This is a genomic window from Microbacterium suaedae (genome assembly GCF_003254645.1).
GTDB lineage: Bacteria > Actinomycetota > Actinomycetes > Actinomycetales > Microbacteriaceae > Microbacterium > Microbacterium suaedae.
This window is the reverse complement of the sequence record NZ_PNFD01000002.1, coordinates 1-16,234: the sequence shown is the minus strand read 5'-3', so window position 1 is coordinate 16,234 and position 16,234 is coordinate 1. Positions and strand designations below refer to the sequence as shown.

At 68.3% G+C, this 16,234-nt stretch carries 17 protein-coding genes; 6 read left to right on the top strand and 11 right to left on the bottom strand.

Features of this window, described 5'->3' with window-relative positions; genetic code table 11:
• The first annotated feature begins 122 nt into the window (after positions 1–122).
• Positions 123–848 carry a copper resistance CopC family protein gene (locus tag C0012_RS06585; protein WP_162621866.1) on the top strand — a complete coding sequence of 242 codons (726 nt, stop codon included), beginning with the start codon at positions 123–125 and terminating at the stop codon, positions 846–848.
• A gap of 45 nt (positions 849–893) precedes the next feature.
• Positions 894–2,291, top strand: coding sequence for a dihydrolipoyl dehydrogenase (gene lpdA / locus C0012_RS06580; protein ID WP_110589360.1), 1,398 nt, complete (start codon positions 894–896; stop codon positions 2,289–2,291).
• 532 nt (positions 2,292–2,823) lie between these two features.
• Here lpdA and C0012_RS06575 read toward each other — a convergent pair.
• The 7 genes from C0012_RS06575 to ftsE all read right to left on the bottom strand — a co-directional run bounded on the left by C0012_RS06575 (position 2,824) and on the right by ftsE (position 7,814).
• Positions 2,824–3,423, bottom strand: coding sequence for a CYTH domain-containing protein (locus C0012_RS06575; RefSeq protein WP_110589361.1), 600 nt, complete (start codon positions 3,421–3,423; stop codon positions 2,824–2,826).
• A gap of 41 nt (positions 3,424–3,464) precedes the next feature.
• Positions 3,465–4,571 (bottom strand): YihY/virulence factor BrkB family protein, encoded by a 1,107-nt coding sequence (locus C0012_RS06570; protein ID WP_162621867.1) that lies wholly within the window; start codon positions 4,569–4,571, stop codon positions 3,465–3,467.
• The gene (locus C0012_RS06565) at positions 4,568–5,038 is read right to left on the bottom strand and encodes a prepilin peptidase (RefSeq protein ID WP_232527811.1); all 471 of its coding nucleotides are present in this window, start codon (positions 5,036–5,038) and stop codon (positions 4,568–4,570) included. Before C0012_RS06565 ends, C0012_RS06570 begins: the two co-directional genes overlap by 4 nt.
• 52 nt (positions 5,039–5,090) lie before the next feature.
• Positions 5,091–5,276 carry a DUF1918 domain-containing protein gene (locus C0012_RS06560; RefSeq protein ID WP_110589449.1) on the bottom strand — a complete coding sequence of 62 codons (186 nt, stop codon included), beginning with the start codon at positions 5,274–5,276 and terminating at the stop codon, positions 5,091–5,093.
• Positions 5,277–5,337: 61 nt separating this feature from the next.
• A complete protein-coding gene (gene smpB / locus C0012_RS06555) occupies positions 5,338–5,814 on the bottom strand; it encodes an SsrA-binding protein SmpB (protein WP_110589364.1) in 477 nt (158 codons plus the stop codon).
• A 66-nt stretch (positions 5,815–5,880) separates the two neighbouring features.
• Positions 5,881–6,792: a permease-like cell division protein FtsX gene (gene ftsX, locus C0012_RS06550; RefSeq protein WP_110589365.1), complete on the bottom strand. Its 912-nt coding sequence runs from the start codon at positions 6,790–6,792 to the stop codon at positions 5,881–5,883.
• Positions 6,789–7,814: a cell division ATP-binding protein FtsE gene (gene ftsE, locus C0012_RS06545; protein ID WP_110589450.1), complete on the bottom strand. Its 1,026-nt coding sequence runs from the start codon at positions 7,812–7,814 to the stop codon at positions 6,789–6,791. Before ftsE ends, ftsX begins: the two co-directional genes overlap by 4 nt.
• 140 nt (positions 7,815–7,954) lie before the next feature.
• Between ftsE and C0012_RS06540 the strand changes: the two genes are divergently transcribed.
• Positions 7,955–8,554, top strand: coding sequence for a TetR/AcrR family transcriptional regulator (locus C0012_RS06540; protein WP_162621868.1), 600 nt, complete (start codon positions 7,955–7,957; stop codon positions 8,552–8,554).
• Between the two features lie 37 nt (positions 8,555–8,591).
• Here C0012_RS06540 and C0012_RS06535 read toward each other — a convergent pair whose 3' ends face one another.
• Positions 8,592–9,170 (bottom strand): TetR/AcrR family transcriptional regulator, encoded by a 579-nt coding sequence (locus tag C0012_RS06535; protein ID WP_110589367.1) that lies wholly within the window; start codon positions 9,168–9,170, stop codon positions 8,592–8,594.
• A gap of 60 nt (positions 9,171–9,230) precedes the next feature.
• Between C0012_RS06535 and C0012_RS06530 the strand changes: the two genes are divergently transcribed.
• Together C0012_RS06530 and C0012_RS06525 are read left to right on the top strand one after the other, a co-directional pair.
• Positions 9,231–9,617, top strand: coding sequence for a DUF1304 domain-containing protein (locus C0012_RS06530; protein WP_110589368.1), 387 nt, complete (start codon positions 9,231–9,233; stop codon positions 9,615–9,617).
• Between the two features lie 39 nt (positions 9,618–9,656).
• Positions 9,657–10,667: an NADP-dependent oxidoreductase gene (locus C0012_RS06525; protein WP_110589369.1), complete on the top strand. Its 1,011-nt coding sequence runs from the start codon at positions 9,657–9,659 to the stop codon at positions 10,665–10,667.
• A gap of 45 nt (positions 10,668–10,712) precedes the next feature.
• Here C0012_RS06525 and pepN read toward each other — a convergent pair whose 3' ends face one another.
• Positions 10,713–13,220 (bottom strand): aminopeptidase N, encoded by a 2,508-nt coding sequence (gene pepN, locus C0012_RS06520; RefSeq protein ID WP_110589370.1) that lies wholly within the window; start codon positions 13,218–13,220, stop codon positions 10,713–10,715.
• A gap of 60 nt (positions 13,221–13,280) precedes the next feature.
• Here pepN and C0012_RS06515 point away from each other — a divergent pair, with 60 nt between their 5' ends.
• Complete coding sequence (locus tag C0012_RS06515) at positions 13,281–14,873, top strand: cation:proton antiporter domain-containing protein (protein ID WP_232527810.1); 1,593 nt, start codon at positions 13,281–13,283, stop codon at positions 14,871–14,873.
• Between the two features lies 1 nt (position 14,874).
• On the opposite strand, the gene C0012_RS06510 is transcribed toward C0012_RS06515, so the two are convergent.
• Positions 14,875–15,381 carry a flavin reductase family protein gene (locus C0012_RS06510; RefSeq protein WP_110589371.1) on the bottom strand — a complete coding sequence of 169 codons (507 nt, stop codon included), beginning with the start codon at positions 15,379–15,381 and terminating at the stop codon, positions 14,875–14,877.
• A 58-nt stretch (positions 15,382–15,439) separates the two neighbouring features.
• A complete protein-coding gene (locus tag C0012_RS06505) occupies positions 15,440–16,102 on the bottom strand; it encodes a ferredoxin-NADPH reductase (protein ID WP_110589372.1) in 663 nt (220 codons plus the stop codon).
• Between the last annotated feature and the right edge of the window lie 132 nt (positions 16,103–16,234).

Here is a 16,234-nt window from a genome sequence, read left to right as displayed (position 1 = left end):
TCCTTCCGTATCCCCCAAGCCTAGCCGATCAGCATCGTGCGACGCGCGGGAATCTCGGCGGATCCAGCGGGGCACGGGGAGGTTCGGAGGATCCTCTCGGGACGAGGCGTACCGTGTCGTTCGTGAAGCACCGTGATTCCCCCCATTCCCATCCCCGCGCCGCGCGCGCCCTCGTCGCGGCGCTCGTCGCTGGCGCGGCGCTGCTCGCCCCGTTCGCCGTCGCCGCGCCCGCCGCGGCACACTCGAGCCTCGTATCGACGACGCCCGAGACAGATGGCACGGTCGCCGCACTGCCGGCTGAGGTGTCGCTGACCTTCAGCGACGACCTGACCGAGCCCCTTCCCGAGGATCAGCAGGCAGGCGGCCGCTCGAACACCCAGGTGCAGGTCTACGATGCGTCGTGCGAGGACGCCGGCCTGCTCATCGCCGACCCCGGCCACGCCGACACCCGTGACTGCACCGACTATGCATCGGGCAACGCAGTCGTCGACGGCCCGACGGTCACACAGGCACTCGACAATGCGAATGCCCCGGCCGGGGTCTACACCGTCGTCTGGCAGGTCGTGTACGGCGACGGCCACGCCGACAGCCAGATGTTCACCTTCACGGCCGAGAGCGCCGCGGCAACGCCGAGCCCGGAGCCCACTTCGACGCCGGATCCGACTAGTTCTCCCGCACCGAGCGAGGTGCCGAGCGCGCCCACCGAGACCGACGCCCCCGATGCCTCGGCGCCGCCCGCCGACTCCGGACTCGGCACGCCGGCCATCATCGCGATCGTCGGCGGCATCGTCGTGCTCGCCCTGATCGCGTTCATCGTGACGATGATCGTCCGCGCGCGGCGTCCCTGAGACGCGCCGATCCCACGGTTCGATCACGCCCATTAGGCTGAGAGCATGCCTCACTACGACGTCGTCATCCTCGGCGCGGGCCCCGGCGGTTACGTCGCGGCCGTTCGCAGCGCCCAGCTCGGCCTCAACACCGCGATCATCGAAGAGAAGTACTGGGGCGGTGTGTGCCTGAACGTGGGCTGCATCCCCTCGAAGTCGCTCCTCAAGAACGCGGAAGTCGCCCACACCTTCACGCACAAGGCCGATTTCTTCGGCATGTCGGGCGAGGTGTCCTTCGACTTCGGGAAGGCCTTCGACCGTAGTCGCAAGGTCGCGGAGACCCATGTCAAGGGGATCCACTTCCTCATGAAGAAGAACAAGGTGACGGAGTACTCCGGGCGCGGATCCTTCGTCGACGCCAAGACGATCGACGTCGCGAAGAGCGACGGGACGTCCGAGCGCGTCACGGCCGACAACGTCATCATCTCGACGGGATCGGTCGTGCGCTCTCTGCCGGGCATCGAGCTCAGCGAGAACGTCGTTTCGTACGAGGAGCAGATCCTCTCGCGCGATCTGCCGAACTCGATCGTCATCGTCGGCGCCGGCGCGATCGGCATGGAGTTCGCGTACGTGCTGTCGAACTACGGCGTGAAGGTCACGATCGTCGAGTTCGCCGACCGCGTGCTGCCGAACGAGGACGCCGACGTCTCGAAGGAGATCGCGAAGGCCTATAAGAAGCTCGGCATCGACATCCTCACCTCGACGGGCGTCACCTCCGCTGACGACAACGGCCAGGGTGTGCACGTCACCTACAAGAAGTCCGACGGCACGACGGGCGAGCTGGACGCCGACAAGGTGCTCATGTCGGTCGGCTTCGCGCCGCGCACCGAGGGCTACGGCCTCGAGAAGACCGGTGTGAAGCTCACCGACCGCGGCGCGATCGACATCGACGACCACATGCGCACGAACGTCGACGGCGTCTACGCGATCGGCGACGTCACGGCCAAGCTGCAGCTCGCGCACGTTGCTGAGGCACAGGCCGTCGTCGCGGCCGAGACGATCGGCGGCGCCGAGACGCAGACGCTCGGCGACTACCGCATGATGCCGCGCGCCACGTTCTGCTCTCCCCAGGTCGCGAGCTTCGGGCTCACCGAGGAGCAGGCCAAGGCCGAGGGACACGACGTGAAGGTCGCCAAGTTCCCGTTCAGCGCGAACGGCAAGGCGAACGGCCTCGGCGAGCCCGTCGGATTCGTCAAGCTGATCGCCGACGCTGAGCACCTCGAGCTCCTGGGCGGCCACCTCATCGGGCCCGACGTCTCCGAACTGCTCCCCGAGCTCACGCTCGCGCAGAAGTGGGATCTCACGGCGCTCGAGGCAGCCCGCAACGTCCACACGCACCCGACCCTGTCGGAGGCGCTGCAGGAGGGCTTCCACGGCCTCGCCGGTCACATGATCAACATGTGACAGACCCGCTCGCGAAGAGGCCCGGATCCCACACGGATCCGGGCCTCTTCGTCTCGGCGACGGGGCACCCTCGGACCTGCCCCACCTGTCCGCCCCGTGGACGTCCGAGCGCCCGTCCTCGCAACACGTGGCAACACATGTCGCTCATGCCACACTGGACGCGTCGTCGACTCCGCCTCTCAGAAGCCATCAGGCACTCCGCCTCGGCCGATCGGAGGGGAGATTCGCTCTCACCCCCGAGGGCACGCAGGCACTCGGCGACCACTGTTCAGCTGCGGGTGATGGGTGGGCTGCGATGACGAAACCGAATGACGAAGAACACGACGACGCCTCGCCACGGGAGTGGAATCAGATGCCTCCGCCGTCGGTGACCGCCCGCTTCCCGTCTCGCCGCGTCGGCGTGCCGCCGGCAGCACAACGCAGTCATTCCCGCACACGCGGGGCCGACACGCCATGGTCCGGGACACGGACGGGCCGGATTGACTGCGTTGTGTTGTGGTGCTGCGCTACCCCCCCCCCGGAGGGGCGTGACCTACCGCCCGAGGGCGCGGGCGAGCTTCGACGCGGAGCCGGCGTCTCGGGCCCCCGCGGCCGTCGCCACGCGCGCGATCTCCGCGAAGAACGCGTCGCGGTCTTCGGGGGCCGCCGGGCCGAGCTCGATCTCCCACTCGCACCAGGCGCGCTCGATGCCCTCGCGCAGATCGGTCGCGCGAACCTGGTCGTCGACGAACTCGGCAATGACCCCGCCTTCACCATCGAACAGCGCATAGGCCGTGCGGTCGTTGACGATGCGCGCGAGGGGCTCGAGCGGACCGGTCGTCCACTGCGCGAGCTCGCTGCGTAGCTCCGCGGGAACGTCGTCGCTCAGGGGCCACCCGAGCTCGACGCGACCGCCGTCTGTAAGCGGGCCCTTGATGTGCCAGCCGGCATCAGGCCCGCCCGTCCGGCGTCGGACAGCAACGCCCGCGCGGGCGAGAGCGAGATCGGCGGTGTCCAGATAGCGGGCATCGAGGTGTCGCTCCTCCCCCGCGCCCACGCGCGCGACGCCCGGGACCTGCGTCCAGTCGGGCACCGGCGTTCCCGCGTCGACGTCGAACTTCTTCTCGATCTCCACAGAGCGCTGCGCGGCCATGGATCCAGCCTACGGGTCTCCGCGGATCCCGCCGCCCTCGTTCAACGCCCCCGGCGCTCCGCTCGCGCGGCGAGCCGGCGCGACCGCTCGGCCGCCTTCTCGCGCGCGGCACGCTCCTCGGCCCGTGCCGCTCGGAGCGCGTCATCCGCGACGCGCACATCGCGTTCAGCCGCGCGCACACGGCGCTGGTGGAAGTTCTCCGCGCCGTATCGTTCAGCGACGCGGTTGTCCTGTTCTTCTACGGTCACCACGATGTACGCCGACGCGATCAGCACGACCTGCGCGGAGAAGTTGAACCACAGCAGAAGCGCGATGAGCGACGCCGACGACTTCAGCAGCGGGTTGTTGTCGGCGCCTCCGACGAACAGGCTGGACGCCTGCTGCAGGAGCACGAGTCCCGCCGCGCCGACGAGAACCCCCGGGAGCATCGTGCGCACCCCCATCTTCATCCCCGACTGCAACCAGAACAGCCACGCGATGACCACGGCGTCGAGTACGAAGGTCGCGAACACAGTTCCGGCGCGTGTCAGGACCTCGGCGACCCCTCCCTGCGTCACCCCGAGCCATTCGAGAGCGCTGTCGACGAACGCCGTCCCGAGGAACGTCGCAGCGGCGGACGCGATGAGGAGGACACCGATCGACAGGGCGAACAGCAGGTCGAACGCGCGCATGATAAGGGCATTCGAGTTCTCGTGACGCGTCCCCGCGATCGTTCGGATCGACATGCGGAGGTTGCCGACGGCGCTCACAAGGGCCCAGACGAGCGCGAGCACCGAGACGACGCCCGCGATCACGTTGTCTGCGCCGAACTGCGTCGCCGCGCTGACATCGATGAGCCCTTGTCCGTCGACTTCGAGCAGTCCCGGAACGACGTCGTTGACAGTCTCGATGAGCGCGTCGACGAGGTCGCTGCGCGCCGAGAGCCAGATCGTCACGGCGGAGAACCCGAGCAGAACCGCGGCAAAGACGGCGAAGAGCATGCGGAAGGTGATCGCCGCCGCGAGGAGCCCCCCGCGATGGTCGCTGTAGAGAAGAAACGCACGCACGAGCCGCAGGCGCAGCACGCGCTTCACGACCTGATCGATCATCCGCAGCATGCCGCCCATGAGGTCCACGGTATCGAGGTTCTGGGCGGGAGAACGGCTCACGTGAGCGCGAGTCCGCCCACCGCGCCGAGGATCATGCACGGACCGAATGCGATATGGGTTGAGGCGGTGCCGAGCCGGGCCGCGATCATCCCCGCGGCCCACAGGCCGCCGACGGCGAAGGCGAGCGCACCGCCCGCGGCGAGCGCCGCCCATCCATCCCACGCGAGCACGATGCCGACCGGGACGGCGAGCTTCACGTCTCCCCCGCCGAGACCGCCCCTGCTGACCGCGCGCAACACCAGGTAGATGCCGCCCAGCACGAATCCGCCCAAGGCGGCGCGAAGAAGGAGATCGGCGGACCCCTCTGCGAGCGCGGCGAGCACGGCGAGCGCCAGAAGGGCGAACGTCGCCGGCGCGAGGATCCGATTCGGCAGCCGATGCTCGCGGATATCGATATGTGTCAGGACGGCCCCCACGCCGACGAAGCCCGCCTGCGCCGCGATCATCAGGGCATGAGCGAGGTGCACGCGCCCACACTAGGGACTGCGCAGGGGGTCGCGTAGATGCCTGTGTACGACGTCAGCCGGCGTGCTCGATCTCGCAGTCGGCGCCGGGAAACAGGAGCGACTCGCGCCCGTCGTCGTACCGCACGAGGTACGGCGGACCTCCGTCGTCGCCGCGCACCTCGAGAACCGTTCCGTGCTGCTCCGACTCGCCGACATGCGGGGAATGGACGACGAGACGCGCACCCACCGTTGCGTGCATGTTCTTCACCTCCGCGTACCTTCGACGGTACGCCGATGAGGTCGGACGCGCTACGGGGTTCTCACTCGCCCAGGCGGTTGCGGCTGCGCATCGCGCGCTCGGCCTCCCGCTTGTCCTGCCGCTCGCGCAGCGTCTGGCGCTTGTCGTACTGAGTCTTGCCCTTCGCGACCGCGATCTCGACCTTCGCGCGGCCATCGACGAAGTACAACTTGAGCGGGATGAGCGTGTAGCCGCCCTGCGCGACCTTCTGCCCGATCTTCGTGATCTCATCCTTGTGCAGCAGCAGCTTGCGCTGACGCTTGGCCGCATGGTTCGTCCACGTGCCCTGCGAGTACTGCGGGATGTTCACCTGGTCGAGCCACGCTTCGCCACGGTCGATGAACGCGTACCCGTCGGTGAGGTTCGCATGACCGGCGCGCAGCGACTTCACCTCGGTGCCGGTGAGCGCGATGCCGGCTTCGTACGTCTTCTCGAACGTGTATTCGTGGCGCGCGCGGCGGTTCACCGCGACGACCTTCTCGCCCTTCTCACGAGCCATGCGCTCACCTCCTCAGACTCTTGTCTCGCACAGCCTTTCATCCTATGCCACGCGGACCCGAGTGCGTCAGGCGCGGAGCCAGCGACGGATCGCGACCCCCGCCGAAAGCGCCGCGAGCGTAACGCCGAGAACGACGATGACGGGCACGACGTACCAGGCGTCTGCGAGCGTGATCCACGGGATCGCGCCGGCTTCGCGCGCGAGGTAGTCCTGCACGCCGATGCGTACTCCCACGAGCACGGCGCCGCTCGCGAGCGCCGCGCCGATGAACGCCGCGAGGACCCCTTCGAGGACGAACGGCGTCTGGATCGTCGCGTTCGACGCGCCGACCAGTCGCATGATTCCGACCTCGCGGCGCCGCGCGTACGCGGACAATCTGATCGTCGTGGCGATCAGGAGGACCGCCGAGATGAGCATGAGCACGGCGATGCCGACCGCGATATACGTCGCGATTGTCAGAGTCGCGAACAGCGGGTCGAGGTACTCGAGCTGATCCGCGACCTCCTCGACTCCCTGCACACCGTTGAAGGCCTCACGGATCACGTTCGTCTGGTCGGGATCCATCAGGTTGACGTGGAAGATCGCACTCGTCTGCTCGACGGAGATGATGTTCGCGATCTCCTCGTCAACGACGGAGCTGAGCGCCTCGTGCGCTTCCTCCTGCGACTCGTACGAGAAGTCCTGGATCAGCGGCGCGAGCATGGACCCCTCGAGCAGCCCCCGCACTTCGGAGATCTGCTCGTCCGTCGCGGATCCATCGACGCATGTGTCGACCACTGAGGCATCCGAGCACATGTACACATCGACCTGCGCGCGGTCCTGGAAATAGGAGTTCGTCTTCGCGATCTGGGCCTGCATGAGGACCGCGGCTCCGACGAAGGTGAGGGACACGAACGTCACGAGGATGACGGAGACGACCATCGACGCGTTGCGTCGAAGACCCTGGAGCGCTTCGGAGAGGATGAGGGAGAGATTCACGAGGTCGGACCCACTTCGTCGTCGCGATGCGCGAGCCCCAGGCGGTCGGCCATGCCGAGTTCGTCGATCTCGGGTTCGGCGGCGCGCTCGGCGTCTTCCGGCTTCGCCGCGTCGTCCGGTCCCGCCGTCGCGCCCGGATCCACTGCCCCGCTCGGCTCTTCCTCCACGGGTGGTGCCGCGGCGGCCTCATCGTCGCGCGAGGTCTCGAACGGATCCACATGAGCACGCGGATCCGCGGCGCCGCCTGACACTTCTCGCTGCACCTCGAGCGCAGCGGTGAAGGCTGCGAGCGCCGACGCGCCGCGCTCGGCCTCGGGTCGCAGCGTGCTGAGCGCCGATGTGTCGCCGTAGGCCCCGCCGATCTCGTCTCGGATCAGGCGCCCGTGCCTCAGCTCGATCACTCGGCGACGCATCTTGTCGACGAAAGCGGCCTCGTGCGTCGCCATCACGACGGTCGTGCCAGCCGCGTGGATGGACTCCAGCACGCGCATGATCTCGACCGAGGTCGTCGGGTCGAGGTTTCCTGTCGGCTCGTCCGCGAGCACGATCTGGGGGCGGTTGACGATCGCGCGCGCGATCGCGATGCGCTGCTGCTCACCACCCGAGAGCTCGTGCGGCATGCGGCGGCCCATCCCTTCGAGGCCGACGCGTTCGAGCGCCTCGGGGACAGCGGATCGGATGAAGGCCCGGGAGCGCCCGATGACCTTCAGCGCGAAGGCGATGTTCTGCGCCACGGTCTTCGATGGCAGCAGTCGGAAGTCTTGGAAGACGGTTCCGATGTTGCGGCGGAAGTACGGCGTGCGGCGATCGCTCAGCGTCTTCGTGTCGCGGCCGAGCACGAGCACTCGGCCGTCGCTCGGCACCCCTTCCCGGGTCATCAGGCGCAGGCAGGACGACTTCCCCGATCCCGACGCGCCGACCAGGAAGACGAACTCGCCACGCGAGATCTCGAAGTCGACGCCATCGAGCGCGGGCGCCTTCGTGCCGCGGTACCGTTTGGTGACGTTCTCGAACCGGATCATGACCTCACGAGAGTACGTGTTGCGTGTTGCCGACGAGGGAACCGACACGGGCGCGCCACCGCCGATGTGCCTGACAGTTCGCGGTGAGCGACGCACGAAGACGGGTGCACGAGAAGCGCGATCTGCGGCAGACTTACTGCATGGCGACCTCCCCCGACCCCTCGTCAGATGACCCGCGGGCTGTCCGCAGCCGTCAGCGTCTCGGCGAGGCCCTCGTGCGCATGCTCGCGCGCGAAGACCTCTCGAGCATCGGCGTCGCAGAGCTGTGCCGCGAAGCCGGCGTACACCGCACGACCTTCTACGGGCACTATGACAGCGTCGGCGCGCTCGCCGTCGACGTGTACGCATCGATGATCGATGAGGCGGCCGCGGCGTCGCCCCGCCACGGTGAACCCCCGGAGATCATCGGCCGCGCCTATCACGAGGCGATCATCTCGGTGCTTCGCGCGGTCGCCCGCGATCGGCGAGCGGTTCGCGCGCTCCTCGATTCCCCGGTCTCTCTCGGCTTCCGCAAACGTCTCCGCGATCACTTCCTGCGACGAGCCACCTCCGCACTGTCCGTGGTCCGCGACAGCGGCGTCGATGTCCCGCAGGACACCGATGTCGCCGCCGCCTACGCCGCCGGCGGCGTCGTGAGCGCGATCGAACTCTGGGCGAGCATCGACAGCGACGACGCCGATGCTTTCGCCGAGCGAATCTTCGTGAACATGCCGCGCTGGTGGCCGACACCGGAGAACTGACCAGACCGCCGTCCGCGTCCGCGCGGCGGCTGGTACGTCATCCCTCGAGCAGATCGATCGCGGTGTCCAGCGTGCGCGCGGCGGCCTCCGCATCCACGCGAACGGTCGCGAGCGCGGCGATCACGAGCCCCGTCAGGGCGTCCGCGAGGCGCGCGCACTCCCCTTCGTCGCGCCCCGGGTGGCGCGCCGCGACTCCCGTCGCGAGCGCGCCTCGCAGCTCCGCACGGTACGCGGTGATCGTCGCGGCCACAGCCTCGTCCTCTCCGATCGGCGCCGCGGCCGAGTTGATGAGCAGACAGCCGCTCGTGGCGGGCAGCGTCCCTCCGTCGCGGAGCGCATCGCGCAGCCCTGCGAGATAGGCATGCGCCGCCTCGGGCTGCACAGAAGACGCCTGCATCGTTCGCAGCCGAGGGCGCACGACCTCTTCGAGATAGCTGTCGACAGCCGCGTCGAAGAGTCCGCGCTTGGATCCGAATGCGTGGTACAGACTCGATCGACCGAGCCCCGTGGCCTCCTCGAGAGCGGGCACCGCGGCACCTTCATATCCCTGACGCCAGAACACCGTACGTGCGGCCCGTGCCACTTCCGCGCGATCGAATCTTGGATTCCGCCCCATACCGCCCTCGTCTCGCTGCTGTCTGGTTATAGTGTAACGAACATTACAGAAAGGGAACTCGTGATCATCATCGGCCTGACGCTCGCCGCCCTCGCGTCGCTCGTGCACGTCTACATCTTCTTCTTGGAGTCGATCGCCTGGACGAGCCCGCGCGCTCTCGCAACGTTCGGCCAGACACGTGAGGAGGCCGAGGCGCAGAAGACACTTGCCTTCAACCAGGGCTTCTACAACCTGTTCCTCGCGGTACTGACCACGATCGGCGTCGTCCTCTTCGCCGTCGGTCACGCCGTCATCGGTGCGACGCTGGTATTCGCCGGCACGGGATCGATGCTCGCCGCGAGCCTCGTCCTCCTCATCTCGAGCCCCGACAAGACCGCAGCCGCGCTGAAGCAGGGCGTCGTCCCGGCCCTCGCGGTGATCGCGCTCTCCGTCGGCCTCAGCCTCTGATCCGCACCTCCCCCGACCCGCAAGGAGAAACACCGAACGATGACCTCCGCTATCAGCACCCAGATCCAGCTCGTCTCCCGCCCACAGGGGTGGCCCACGCATGACGACTTCCGCACAGTCCAGGTGAGCTACGAAGACCCCGCTCCTGGCGAGGTGCGCGTCGAGAACGCATTCGTCTCCGTCGACCCGTATATGCGCGGACGGATGAATGACGCCCGCAGCTACGTCGCGCCGTACGCACTCGGCGAGACCATGACGGGCGGCGCGGTCGGCCGCGTTGTCGCCTCGGCCGCTGCCGACGTGCCCGTCGGCAGCGTCGTCGTGCATCAGCTCGGCTGGCGCGACGTCGCGCAGGCGGACGCGTCGGAGTTCCGCGTGGTTCCGGATCTGCCGGGCGTCTCCCTCTCGCTGCGCCTGCATGTGCTCGGCATGACGGCCCTCACCGCCTACGTCGGCCTCACCCGTATCGCCGAGATGAAGGAGGGCGACACGGTGTTCATCTCGGGCGCCGCAGGCGCCGTCGGCACTGCCGCGGGACAGATTGCACGCCTCCTCGGGGCGAAGCGCGTCATCGGCTCGGCCGGCAGCCCGGAGAAGGTCGAGCTGCTCACGTCGAAGTACGGCTACGACGCAGCCTTCGACTACAAGGCCGCCCCCGTCCGCGAACAGCTCGCGAACGCCGCCCCGGAGGGCATCGACGTCTACTTCGACAACGTCGGAGGGGATCACCTCGAGGCGGCCCTCGACGCGTTCGAGGACGGTGGACGGGCCGCGCTGTGCGGCGCGATCGCCTCGTACAACTCCGGAGGGCCCGTTCCCGGGCCCGACAACCTCGCGAACATCGTCACGCGCGGACTGCGCCTCGAGGGCTTCACGATCGGCAATCACCTCTCGGCCGCTCCTGAGTTCCAGGAGCGGATGGGCGCGTGGCTGTCCGAGGGGCGCATCGCATACGACGAGACGATCGTCGACGGGATCGAAAACTCCGTCGACGCGTTCCTCGACATGATGCGCGGCGCGAACACCGGCAAGATGCTCGTCCGCATCTGATCGCACGCAGGGCGGGGCCACCGGGCTCCGCCCTGCGCAGGTTCGCTACTGCAGCGAGCGCACGTGCAGATCGCGCGCGAGATGGTCGCGCTGCTCGATCACGAGTCGGCGCAGGGAACCTGGCGCGTCCGCATTGTCCTCGAGCCACGCATCCACAAGATCGAGCGAGTCGGTCTGGGGGAACAATCCGCGTACGAGCCGCCGAGCGATCTCGATGGAGCGCGTCTTCCACGCGTCCCCGATTGCGGCGAAGTACCTCTCGTCGAACGGCGCGATGAGATCACGCCGCCCGCCGGCGCGGAACCCCGAGATCGTCGCCCCCAGATGGTCGTTCGTGAGGCTCGCATCGGTCCAGGCGGCCTCCCATGCAGCAGCGCGCGCCTTGGCGTCCGGCCGCGAGGCGAGGGCCTCGATCGACGCTGTACGGCCCGACATCGTGTCGTCGCGCGCGAGCTCGGCTCGGATCGTTCCCTCGTCCGCGTAGCCCGTCGAAGCAAGCGCCTGCGTCCAGATCCAGCGCAGATCCGCGTCGAGGGGCAGACCCTCCGGCCCCGCGTCCTCCCCCGCGAGGATCCTCCTGAACTCCTCGGCACGCCCGACCGCGTACGATGCCGCACGCCCGACCGCCCGCGCCCACGCGAGCTGCGCGTCGCTTCCCGGGGCTGCTGCCTCTAGGCCTTCCCAGCTCGTCTCGAGCCACATCGCCCGGGCATCGTCGCGCGATTCCCGAGCGACGAAGTGCTCGACCGCGTGCGCGGCGTTCCCGAGTGTGCCCGCGAGGAGTCCGACGTTCGTCTCCGCCGGCGCATGGCGGCGCACGATCTCGAGGTAGCGCAACGCTGCCAGCTCGCCGTCGCGCGTCGCGTTCCACAGCGCCGACCAGACGAGTCCCCGAGCGAGCGCGTCGTCGATCGACGACAGGCCCCGCTCGACGGCGCGAAGCGAGCGCGCGTCGAGGCGCGCCTTCGCGTAGGTGAGGTCTCCGTCGTTGATGAGGACGAGGGCCGCCTCCTCGCCGTCCAGAAGCGGGAGATCAACCGGCGTGCGCTCATCGACGATGTCGAGATCAACGCTGTCGCCGCGCACCAGAGCACCGTCACGCCAGGCGTACAGGCCCAGGCGCAGTCGGTGCGGCCGCGGATCCGTCTGCTCCAGGACGACGCCGTCGTCGGTGCGCTCCAGGCTCAGCAGCGAGACGCCCGTCGTCTCGAGCCACGCCGCCGACCAGGCGCGCATATCGCGACCCGACGCCGACTCGAGGGCACGCAGCAGGTCGTCGAGAGTCGTGTTGCCGTATGCGTGATCGCGGAAGTACGCCCGTGCGCCTTCGAAGAACGATTCTTCGCCGACGAACGCAACGAGCTGCTTGAGGACGGACGCGCCCTTCGCGTAGGTGATCCCGTCGAAGTTCAGCTTCGCGGCCTCGAGATCGGGGATGTCGGCGACGATCGGGTGCGTCGTCGGCAGCTGATCCTGCTCATAGGCCCAAGCCTTGCGGCGGTTCGCGAAGGATGCCCACGCATCGGAGAACCTCGTCGCGGCGACCGACGCGTGGGAGCCCATGTAGTCGGCGAAAGATTCCTTCAGCCAGAGATCATCCCACCACGTCATCGTGACGAGGTCGCCGAACCACATATGGGCCATCTCGTGCAGGATCGTGTTCGCGCGAGCCTCATGCTGCGCATCGGTCGACGCCCCGCGGAAGACGTAGCTCTCGGTGAACGTCACCAGCCCGGGGTTCTCCATCGCGCCGAGGTTGTACTCGGGAACGAAGATCTGATCGTACTTGCCCCACGGATACGGCACCGCGAAAGCCTCGGAGAAGAAATCGAGCCCCTGACGAGTGACCTCGAAGATCTCGTCGCTGTCGAGGTGTTCGGCGAGCGATGCGCGGCAGAATGCGCCGAGCTCGATCCTCTGGCCGCCACCGCTCCACTCAGATGCGACGCGGTGATACGGGCCGGCCGCAATCGCCGTGATGTACGACGAGATCGGCAGCGTCGGCGCGAACTCGACGGTCTGCGCCTGGCCACCGCCGGTCGTGAGCACGGAGCGCTGATTCGAGAGCACATGCCACCCGGCCGGGGCCGTCACGACGAAGGTGTAGGCCGCCTTCATGTCGGGTTGCTCGAAGCAGGCCATGACGCGACGGGAGTCGGCGGGTTCGTACTGCGTGTAGAGATACGTCTCGCCGTCAACCGGATCGACGAAACGATGCAGGCCCTCGCCCGAGCGGCTGTAAGCGCCCGTCGCCTCGATGCGCACCTCGTTCGCCTCCGACAGGCCGGAGACCGTGATGCGCGCTCCGTCCCAGATCACAGGATGATCGACGCCGTTGACGACGACCCTGTGCACGTCCTCGCCGAGGAAGTCGATCCAGGTCGAATCTCTCGTCGCTCCGAATCGGAGGGTGGTCGTCGTGAGGAAGCCGGTGTTCTCCGGCGCGCGAGCGCCCGAGACGTCCAGCTCGACGCGGACGCCGTCAGGCCGGATCGCGGCGGAACGAGAGGCCGTCTCCTCGCGGGAGAGATTGGCTGCGAGATGTGCGCTCATCCCCCCATCGTATGGAGAACACGCGTGCTCCCCGCCCGCCCGCTGTCATAGAATCCGCATATGTTCACGATGACGGCCGCTATCTACCTGGCCGTCGCCTTCGCGCTCGGCTTCGGTGCTGTCCTGCTGCGCCTTCCCCCACTCGTCGGCTTCCTCGCCGCCGGCTTCGCGCTCGGCGCGAGCGGCATCGACGATCTCCCTCTCGTCGAGGAGGCAGCGAGTCTCGGCGTCACGCTCCTGCTGTTCGGCATCGGGCTCAAGCTCGATGTGCGCACCCTCATACGCAAGGAGATCTGGCTGACCAACGGCACGCACATGCTCGTGTCGACGGCGCTCGGCATCGGCCTCTTCGCGTTCCTCGCGACTCTCGGGGTCGGCCTCCTGGACGGCACGGACCTCGGCACCTGGGCGCTTCTCGGATTCGGACTGTCGTTCTCGTCGACCGTGTTCGTCGTCAAGGTTCTCGACGATCGTTCCGACGTCACCGCGACCTACGGCCGCATCGCGATCGGCGTGCTCGTCATGCAGGACATCGCCGCCGTCGCGTTCCTCACGATCGCGAAGGGCGAGATGCCCTCGCCCTGGGCGCTCGCTCTCGTCGGCCTGATTCCCGCCGCCTGGGTGTTCCGGCGCGTCTGGGATCTCATCGACTCGCCCGATCTCGAGGTGCTCTACGGCATCGTCCTCGCGCTCGTCCCGGGATACGCCCTGTTCGAGGCGGTCGGCCTCAAGGGCGATCTCGGCGCGCTCATCATCGGGGTGCTCCTCGCAAGCCACCACGGTGCGAGCGGCCTGTCTCACCGCTTGCTGAGCGTGAAGGAGCTTCTGCTCATCGCGTTCTTCCTGGACATCGGGCTCGGTGGCGTGCCCACGATGGAGCACGTCGGGATGGCAGGACTCGTGCTGCTCCTGCTTCCCCTGCAGACCCTCATGTACGTGGGGCTCCTGTGGGCGATGGGCATGCGACACCGGACGTCGTGGCTCACCTCTCTCGTCATGGCGAACTACTCGGAGTTCGGGCTCATCGTCGCCGTGACGGGGTCTGCTCTCGGCCTCATCACCGACGACTGGGTGACGGTTCTCGCCCTCGCCGTCGCGATCAGCTTCGTGCTGTCCTCCCTGCTCAACGCGCGCGGCGTGCGCATCGCGGAGGCGCTCGCATCCCGAATGCCCACACAGAACCCGGCGCGCATGCATCCGGAGGATCGCCCGATCGACATCGGGCACGCGACGGCTCTCGTGCTCGGCATGGGGCGCGTGGGACGCGCCGCGTTCGTGCGTCTGCGGGATGAGCATGGGATCGCGACGATCGGCGTCGAACACGACGCGATGCGCGTGAAGAGCCTGCGCGAGGCCGACCTCGACGTCGTGCAGGCCGATGCCACGGACTCAGACTTCTGGAACCGCGTGACGAGCTCACATCAGATCAAGATCGCGATCCTCGCTATGCCGTTCCACACCTCGAACCTCGACGCGCTCGAGATGCTCCGTGAGAGCGGGTTCTCCGGCACCGTCGCTGCCGTCGTCCGCAGCGACCACGACCGTGAAGAACTGATCGCACATGGCGCCGACGCCGTCTTCCATCTCTATGGCAGCGCCGGCACCGCCCTCGCGGACCAGACGATGGAATCCCTCGAAGACCTCTCCGACTGACTCAGAGACCCGCGTGCTCGGGATCGAATCGGTGGAAGCGCCGGTCGACGTAGAGCAGCGGATCATCCTGCGCCCCCGCGTCGACACCCGTCACCTCGGCCACCACGAGAACGGATCCACCGACCGCGACGGTGTCGATGATCCGGCCGGTCAGACGCGCGCGGGTCCCGGCAAGGCGAGGAGCACCGTCGGGGTCGAAGCTCCACCCCTGCCCGTCGACGAAGCGCTCGCCGCCCGAGCGCGCGAACTGGCCCGCCGTGTCGAGGTGGTCCGGCGTGAGGAAGTGCACCTGCAGATTGTCGGCGCCGAGCAGCGCACCCGCCGTCCCCGTCGCGCGCGTCACGGAGAAGGAGAGCGCGGGCGGGTCGACAGCGACCGAGGATACGCTCGACGCCGTCAGCCCGACCGGACCATCGGGTGTCACCGCCGTAACGAGCGTCACGGCAAGCGGGTGGTAGCGGAAGACCGTCTTGAAGTCGTCGGCGAGGGTGGGTGCATTCTCCTGCATGCTCTCGACGCTACTCGCTTCCGAGCGAGAGGGCGCCGAGAACGCGGACCCCGCGGCGTCAGGCCGCCGCCGGGCGCAGGACAGGCTGCAGGCTGTACCGGGCTCCCGCCCACACGACGTAGAGGCACGCCGCAGCCGTGATGCCGACAGCGAGCGCGGGCGCCATCACGAACACGCCGATCTGCGCCGCCGCGACCGCGAGAGAGGCCAGCGAGAACGGCCAGCGCCGCACGGCCGTCGCCGCCGAGGCCCGCAGCACATCGAGCAGCCGTGCGGACGGCGCCTCGACGAGCGCCGCGATCGCGACCATGCCCGTCGCGAGCGCGATGACGGCGATCACGACGAGCACGGGGCCCGCGAGCGCTCCGGGCCCCGTCGGAACGAGTACGAACAGGTCGACGACGGCGACGACGACGATCGCCGAGACGATCGCGCTGACGGCGAGGGCGCGCGCCCAGCTCCGCGCGACGCCCCGGAAGAACGGCCGGATGACGCCCCGCTCCCCCTCCCGGTGCGCGCGGAACGCGGCGAAGGCTCCCGCGATGCCCGGGCCCGTGAGCGCCGCCGCGGCCGCGAGAAGCGGCCACGACAGCGACGGATCCGTCGTGGCGAGCAGCACGATCAGCGGCGCGCACATAACGAGCAGCAGCGCGTTCGTCACCAGGACGAGCTGAGCGACGCTGAACAGCGACTCGTACATCGAATGGGAGATGCGGCGCATGGGGCTCAGCCCTTCATCCCGCTCGTCGCGATGCCCTCGACGAAGAACCGCTGACCCAGCAAGAAGATCACCGCGATCGGCACCACCGAGATCACCAACCCCGCGAACAACACCCCGTAATCCACGTCATAC